This window comes from Arthrobacter sp. SAFR-044, assembly GCF_051965175.1.
Taxonomy (GTDB): domain Bacteria; phylum Actinomycetota; class Actinomycetes; order Actinomycetales; family Micrococcaceae; genus Arthrobacter.
Genome location: NZ_JBQCMK010000020.1, coordinates 41,142 through 48,243, shown reverse-complemented (window position 1 = coordinate 48,243; position 7,102 = coordinate 41,142). Strand labels below are relative to the sequence as shown.

Sequence of the window (7,102 nt, the reverse complement as noted above, 5' to 3'; positions counted from 1 at the left end):
ACAAATTTGCAATCTTCGCAGCTTGATTCGGGTCCGGGTCGGTCGCCGTCAGGATAATGATGACAGTCTCCTCAGGCCTGGTGGCCGTGACTTTGCCTACGAGTGCCTGAGCTCCCCCACTCAAATCAAGTTCTTTGGCAACGGCTCCGAGCACCTTAGCGCTCGTTGCCAAGCTAACGTACGACGCAACCCGCTTTTCCGCAAAAGCATTGCTTTCGGACACGTCCGTCGCAGAGGCGGCCCCAATCACCGATAGGAAAAGCTGGGTTTTCGCCTGATATTGAGGGGTCTGCAGAAAAGTGTACCCCGCCGCTAGCGACAGCCCGATGAGGGTGGAGACCAGGATGGCGAGCCACCGCAGTCGAATGACATGTACCCAGTCTTTCAACTCCATCATTTCGCCAGCCTTGTCCGTCGCAAAAGCAACTCCGTTTCAACCGAAAGAAGCTGGACACCATCTCCGAATCGGAGTATGCCACATGGCAAGAATACCTACGACGGCCTCAGACGTCAGCTGTAATAATGCAGGTCGTCGGGACTGGGTACGTCTGGTCGGCGACGTGCGCTCCGCCCCTGGTGCCGTCGATCCCCCGGCTATTGCGCGGCGGGTTTGTTAAGTCTCAAGAAGTATCGGATTTGCTGGCCTCCGTATCTACAGAATGGGCAAGTTTGGTGCCGTCAACCCAGTATGCCGACACTCCTCGAGACTGCGCCGAATACGAACCTGCTGGAAGCTTGATAACTGGAACCGGATCCAAAATCCCCTACGTACCGGCGGGGCTCCGTAGAAGGCTGGCAAAGCCGACGTTTCCGCTTAAACTATTCGTCGAGGTTTTGATCGTGCCAGTCCCAAGCCTTAGGAGTGTGCCCACGTTCTTGCCGACGTTGTTCCGTACATTCAATTCCGAGGTGGCGCCAGTACCCGCAACCAGGATAAATGCGTCCTGTACCGTTCCGTTTTTGACGATACTGTTGTCGTCGACGGTAATTCGGTCGCCCACATTGATGTTGATGACGTAACCGGAGGATGTCCCGCAGTCTGCAAAGTTGTTACCCAAGATACTGACGTCTTTCATCGTGCCGGTATTTTCGTAGCCCAAACGAACAATTTCGCCGGGCCAAGAGCTAAAAGTGTTCCGTTCTATACGGACGCCGAGCAAGCCGTTCAGGATGAATCCGGGCCCGGTATTACCCGCGCCAGGGGCATTGATGATGTTGTCGTGGACGTGAATGTCGATGTAAGGGTCTGTGTCTGCAGCCCGGTGATCGTGCCACTCGAACTTAAAAGCCGCTGCTTTCGATCCGGAGAAGGTATTCCCAGCAACCTCCCAGCGCTTCGACGTGAAGGTGGGCGGCACCAGCGATACGCCGACATCGGCTGCGAAGCCGCCACAGTCCTTGAAGGTGTTGTTGATGATCCGGATGTCGTTGCAGATTGCCGTTGTGTCGAATACGTTCGGTTCCACGTCGATAGCACCAGGCATGGTCGGGGCCGCAAGCCGGGTAAAGGTGTTTCCTTCGATAAGAACGTTCTCACCGGCTATGACAGTTACTCCATTCCGTCCGGCGTAGTTCACGCCGTCAAACAGATTGTTGAAAATGCGCACGTCACGATTACGGACTCCGGTATCCGTTCCTCCGACGCCAGTGCGGGCGATGGTAATAGCATCGCCCTGCATGTTGAGGAACTGGCAATTGCTCACTACAAGTCCATTGACCGCGGACATGTGCAGAAGTGCCTGATTCTGGCTAAGCTTTCCAGCACCCACAAATATGAGGTCAGTGAAAGTAATTCCGCTGTCGTTTTCAGACGGGTTGGCGGTCAGATTCCAGCCGATAATGGGATCTACCTCGCCGGCGCCAGCGCGGTTGTAATGCAAAGTGGAGGCTCCTGGTACGCCTCGGAAGGTGACGTTCGATTTTCCTGTACCCACAACCTTGCGACACAGGTACGTTCCGGCAGGAAAGAAGACGGTAGTGCCAGGACCAGCGGCATTGAGAGCAGCCTGAATAGATGCGCTGTCATCAACCGCGCCGCCGCCCGTAGCGCCGTAGTTCTGGACGTTGAGCACGAGTTCGTCCTTGCCGGTAGGCACGGCATCCTCGTGCAAGGGTTTCCGTAAGGCGGCAACGCTTGCCACGGAGATGCCAGCGAAGGCCGCGGCTCCGGCAAGGATCACGCGGCGGGGGAGCCCTGACGACGGAGCGGTCGCTGAAGTGCGGTCTGGACGGTCCATCCTTCTCTCCTCTGGATTACAACTTCGGGGAACGCGACAGGGGAAGATACTCCTGGTTATGGAATTCGGCTTATCGCCACGTGTGGGGCGTGAGCGGCGGATGTCCGCGTACCAATATCGCTTGCCTTTCATGCTTAATTATCAAGGATGGCCAGTGCTTGGGCACCCCTAACTTGAGGATGTAGGGGACTAGCCCGTACCGCTGGCCTATCGGCGTTGAAGCCCGTACAGCACTAGGAATGCGCGCCGGTGCGTGATCACACGCTTGGTCGGGAGGCGTTTTACCGGAGGTTGCCGTCTTCGAGCGACTCCGTTATCGAGGAGCAACGCACTCAGACCCCCGGATACCTAACGTGGGTAGTAGGCTCTTCGTGGTTCGTGGGGAAATGGATTCCTGGAATGAGCGGCATGCCGCCACCGGACGGCACTTCTCAAGAGAATTAGCGATCTGAAGTTGGCGGCGTTGCGGTACCCGCGGGCGGTTCTCTTGATGTTCTTGATCGCTGTGTTGTTGGCCTCAACTTTTCCGGTCGTAGCCCGGTAATAATCAGCACCTCAATCTCTTTCAACCACCTGCAGACGGCGCGGTAGAGCCTGTTCGCCTCGGTCCGGGCTGCCGCCTTGACGAGCACCTCGAGCTTTGTCTTCGCTGCCGCGGCGTCCTCCAGAGAACCGGCGCGCAGGACCGGAGTAGTTTTTTGACCTTCCAGACCGCCCGAAGGGTGCAGGTCGGATCATCGACGGCGAAGACTTCCTCGAGCCTGGCCGCTGCCCTGCAGCTGAGCGTATCGCGACCAGGCAGCAGCATGGTCGGCCAGGGCGTATCGACGGCCCGACCGCGTCGGCCCTTGACCTGCTGGCAGAGATTCTGCCCGGTCTCCGTCACGGGCTGGTTAACCAGCGAGACCAGGTGGAAGTGATCAACCGCAACAGCAGTGCACGGAAGCCACATCCAGCGACGTTCCTTCCGTGGGGAGGCGTCGATACCGCAGCTCGGGCAGCCCAGTGGCTGGTCGGTTTCAATGACGACTTGCCGGCGGCCGGCGGTAATGCTGGTGGAAATTGACATGAAAGCCGGCAGGTTGAAGACGATAGTCGCAGCGTCGGCTGCAACCCCGGTAGGCTCGTTCAAAGGCTCGGGGTCTTGTTCGAAGTTGAATGCTAGACACACTCATCCCAGCAAGTCCACGCGCCCCATTGTCTTCAACGACACGAACTCATTTCCCCACCAACCACGAAGAGCAGGGCACGACGGCGAGCGCGCCCGTAGTGCTCCTCACGTTCTACGGCAGGATCAAACTGGTCCAACTACCTCGAGGGCGGACAGTCTAAATTCTCCCGGCGGGTTAGCTGAGCCGCGTTATGAAGCTGAGTTCATGCGGGCGTTAGGGAAAAGAAGGAAGAGGGCTTTGTGCCGCTGCCAGGGCCTCGCGGGCGGAACTACGGCAGCAGTCTTGGTAGTCCCTGTGGTCAAGACGACAGGTTGCCGCAGGCTTTCGTGCCAGCACAGGGAACTCCAACCGCGAAGCAGCACTAAGACGCGTCGGGTCCGTGTGCCCCTTCGATCAGGTTGCCATGGGTGGCACAAGCCGCCGGCGCTGCCCAACCCATAAAAGCTAACTCCCGTCCTTGAACTGACGGCAATTAGACTGCGCCGTCACCGATTCGATGTAGAAAGCGCGGAACTTGTCATCAAACGATCAACTTCGACATCGATCAGATCCCCGTCGAGCTCCGCCAGACCCCGGCCCAGTGGTCGAAACTGTACTTCTCGCTAATAACATCCCGCGCGTGTTTTCCTAACGCTGATCGGTCGGCATCCTCGGACGCAATGAGGTCTAGAAGAGCCTGCTCCCAATCCTGTTTTGTAGTGGCGTAGCGTCCGCCCATAGCTTCCAAGACTCCGCGATTCGCTCCCACAGGGCTTCCAACGGTGGGCAATCCTGACGCCCCGTACTGAAGCAGCTTGTAAGCGCACTTACCTCGAGCGTATAAGGAGTCGTCCAACGGCATGATGCCTATATCTGCTTGCGCCAGGACCGACCCGAAGCTCTGTGGTGACCAAGCCACCCGCTCGACAATTTTGTCTAGTTCACCAAGCGACCTACTTCCAGCGCTGACTACGAGCAGTCGTATACTTCTTTCAGAGTGAACCGCCAATAGGGGCTCAGTGATTTGCTGCAAATAGGGCTCAGTTGCAGGTGATCCCATCCAGACTAAGGTCGGCACCTCGGCCAGGGCATAGTCAGATTTCGGAACATAGTCTGGTGGATTCACGCAACTCGGGATAATGACGACGTCCGCGCGAAGCTTCGCCGCATGTTCGGCCAGATATTCGTTGCCGGCGATAACCACGTCGGCTGCTGTTATCGCGGCGGACCACACCTTTGCTTTGTTCCATAATTTTCTGGGTCCACGAGCATGAGTGTCAAAGATGGCGTCGTCGAAGTCGTAAATGCTACGACTAGCGCCCGTTAACAGAGATGATTCCAGTCCTCCATTGCTGAAAGGCGATGCCTCCCTACTCAGGAGAAGAGTCGACGTCTTTACTTCCCTGGCGAGCCTCCTCAAATTTAACTCGGCATGGACCAGTCTTGGAAGCCCTCGGATAATGCTCCGCAACCCGTTTTCGCCGCCACCTAGGTAGTCATGATGGACCGCCTCGATATCTAGGAAATGCAGCCAGTCATGAATTCGCACTCTAGCGCTACCACCGGTAACTCCATACGTGGCTACAGTAACAAGGGGGTTTCCGTCTTTTGTTGCCAACGCACTTTCCTTTCGAATGCAGTGCCTGCCGCTTGTCCCTCGAGCTGCCATGATAAACAATGACACTCGCCCAGGCGCCGGGACCTTATCCACCCGCAAATGTAAAATAAAACCGGCCCACTTACTTGAGAAAGCAATATGGCTACCCTTAGACAGCGATATATGCATACATGAAGAACCACATAGACGCTAAGAAATCCTTTTCTATTAGGCTAAGCCGGGAGGTGTCATTCGCACCGGTTACAGTTGCCCCCCCCCCCCCAATTTCTATGGTCAGCAAATCGACGCCAAAACACCGGGCCTGAAGTCTTTATGCCCCACGCAATAGCAGTCAGGACAACAGTCTCGTTCTGTCGCCTATGCCACTACCTGTTCCGACTGCGCCTGCGTGGCCATCAGAACCGGGGGCGAGAACCCGGCCGAATATGCTTGGGACCAGCTGGAGCCCTGACGCTTACGGTGGCGTCGCTGGTTATGAAGGGTGTCGATGCTTCGGTGGCCCCACCGAATTGTATGAACTGCCCCTTAGTTACAATTTTTCTATGTGGTCAAAACATAACTTGTTCTTGGTGTCGAGTAGGGGAAGATATGAAGAGGCTAACAAGGTCAAGTCGAGATCGTCGTGATCCGTGATGAGAACCGCAATGTCGGCCGCTGAGACTGCAGCCTCATCGAGGGCTACCTTTGTTACTCCTGGGGGCCAGCGGTGCGCCTCAATGTGCTCGTCCACTGCGATGAGTTTTGCCCCTGCGCCAAGAAGTAGTTCAATGAGGCGGAGGGAAGGGGCCTCGCGAATATCCCCGGTATTCTTCTTGTAAGCCAGTCCAATCAGCAGGACAGTAGATCCAGAAATGGAACGCTGATCGCTGTTGAGCATTAGCATCAGTCGCTGGACGACGTAGTCCGGCATATGGTCATTTACGTCGTTCGCAAGTTCGACGAACCGAAAGTTCTGTCCCAACTTGCGGCGGACCTGCCATGACAGATAGCTCGGGTCCACTGGCAGGCAGTGCCCTCCAACGCCGGGCCCAGGGGTAAACTTCATAAATCCGAATGGCTTTGACGACGCCGCTTCAATGGACTCCCAAATGTCCACGCCGAGCTGATGCGCGTAGATTGCCAACTCGTTCACCAAGGCTATGTTTACGTGCCTGAAGGTGTTTTCTAAGAGCTTTGTCAATTCGGCTTCCTTCGGACCGCGGACGGGAACTGTCTGATTGACAAGCCTTCCATAAAAAGCTTGAACTCTTTTTAACGACTGGGCATTAATACCCGAAACGACCTTCGGGGTTTCGACGAACCCCCAGCGTTTATTACCTGGGTCGATCCGCTCCGGGCTGTAGCCTACATAGAAGTCTTTTCCGGCTTCAAGCCCTGAGCCCTCCTCCAGTATCGGGACGAGAAGTTCTTCTGTTGTGCCTGGATACGTCGTGGACTCGAGAACGACAGTCGCGCCGGCCCGCACGAGAACGGCCAATGATCTCGCCGATTCTTCGATGAAAGTCAAGTCTGGAAGGTGCTCACGCAGAGGTGTGGGAACTGTGATCACGGCGATGTCGAAGCCAGCAGCCTCCCGATAGTCAGTAGTGGCTAAATAACGTCCGGATGCGAGCGCCGTCCGCAGTGTTTCCTCATTGATATCGTCAACGTACGAGCGACCGGCAGACAGCTGATCGATTCGGCGCTTGTCCACATCCACACCAACGACGTCGTAACCCACTTCGGTCGCCCGAATGGCCACAGGTAGGCCAACATAACCCTGACCGACTATAACGACTTTTTCCTGCTCGGTAGCCATAATTGATTTCCAATCAGTTTTGAATTATCGGTCTAAACAATTCCAGGCTACAAGTATTGGTCGCTGCTTTTGATGACACTTTTGTGTTTACAAGTGCAAATTTGCGGCCTGGTTACGGCGGCGGATTTATTGTTTTTTCAACGATAATGGCACCATTCGAGGGTGAAGCCGGCCTGGTCCTGCCCTCCAATGGCTTTTGCCACCTTGGGCGGGAACTGACGAAGGTGGCATCGGTTTTCGCCTTGAGTTGCGATGCAGATGTCTGAGGGGTGGCAAAATGGACTCGACTGCGGGTTCT

Annotated in this window: 5 protein-coding genes; all 5 read right to left on the bottom strand. The window is 56.0% G+C overall.

The window, feature by feature from the left end:
- Positions 1-397, bottom strand: a 397-nt coding sequence (locus ACTHQS_RS20390; RefSeq protein WP_440172530.1) for a YveK family protein, incomplete at its 3' end; no start/stop codon positions are given.
- A gap of 367 nt (positions 398-764) precedes the next feature.
- On the bottom strand, positions 765-2,237 hold the full coding sequence (locus ACTHQS_RS20385; protein WP_440172528.1) for a glycosyl hydrolase family 28-related protein: 1,473 nt from the start codon (positions 2,235-2,237) through the stop codon (positions 765-767).
- A gap of 348 nt (positions 2,238-2,585) precedes the next feature.
- Complete coding sequence (locus ACTHQS_RS20380) at positions 2,586-2,729, bottom strand: hypothetical protein (protein ID WP_440172534.1); 144 nt, start codon at positions 2,727-2,729, stop codon at positions 2,586-2,588.
- A gap of 1,224 nt (positions 2,730-3,953) precedes the next feature.
- Complete coding sequence (locus ACTHQS_RS20375) at positions 3,954-5,006, bottom strand: glycosyltransferase (RefSeq protein WP_440172526.1); 1,053 nt, start codon at positions 5,004-5,006, stop codon at positions 3,954-3,956.
- A 529-nt stretch (positions 5,007-5,535) separates the two neighbouring features.
- Positions 5,536-6,804 carry a nucleotide sugar dehydrogenase gene (locus tag ACTHQS_RS20370; RefSeq protein WP_440172524.1) on the bottom strand — a complete coding sequence of 423 codons (1,269 nt, stop codon included), beginning with the start codon at positions 6,802-6,804 and terminating at the stop codon, positions 5,536-5,538.
- Positions 6,805-7,102: the final 298 nt, after the last annotated feature.

What these genes read in the sequence shown, in the direction of transcription:
- ACTHQS_RS20385 (WP_440172528.1), bottom strand. Translation starts at nt 2,237, where the DNA reads ATGGACCGTCCAGACCGCACTTCAGCGACCGCTCCGTCGTCAGGGCTC.
- ACTHQS_RS20370 (WP_440172524.1), bottom strand. Translation starts at nt 6,804, where the DNA reads ATGGCTACCGAGCAGGAAAAAGTCGTTATAGTCGGTCAGGGTTATGTT.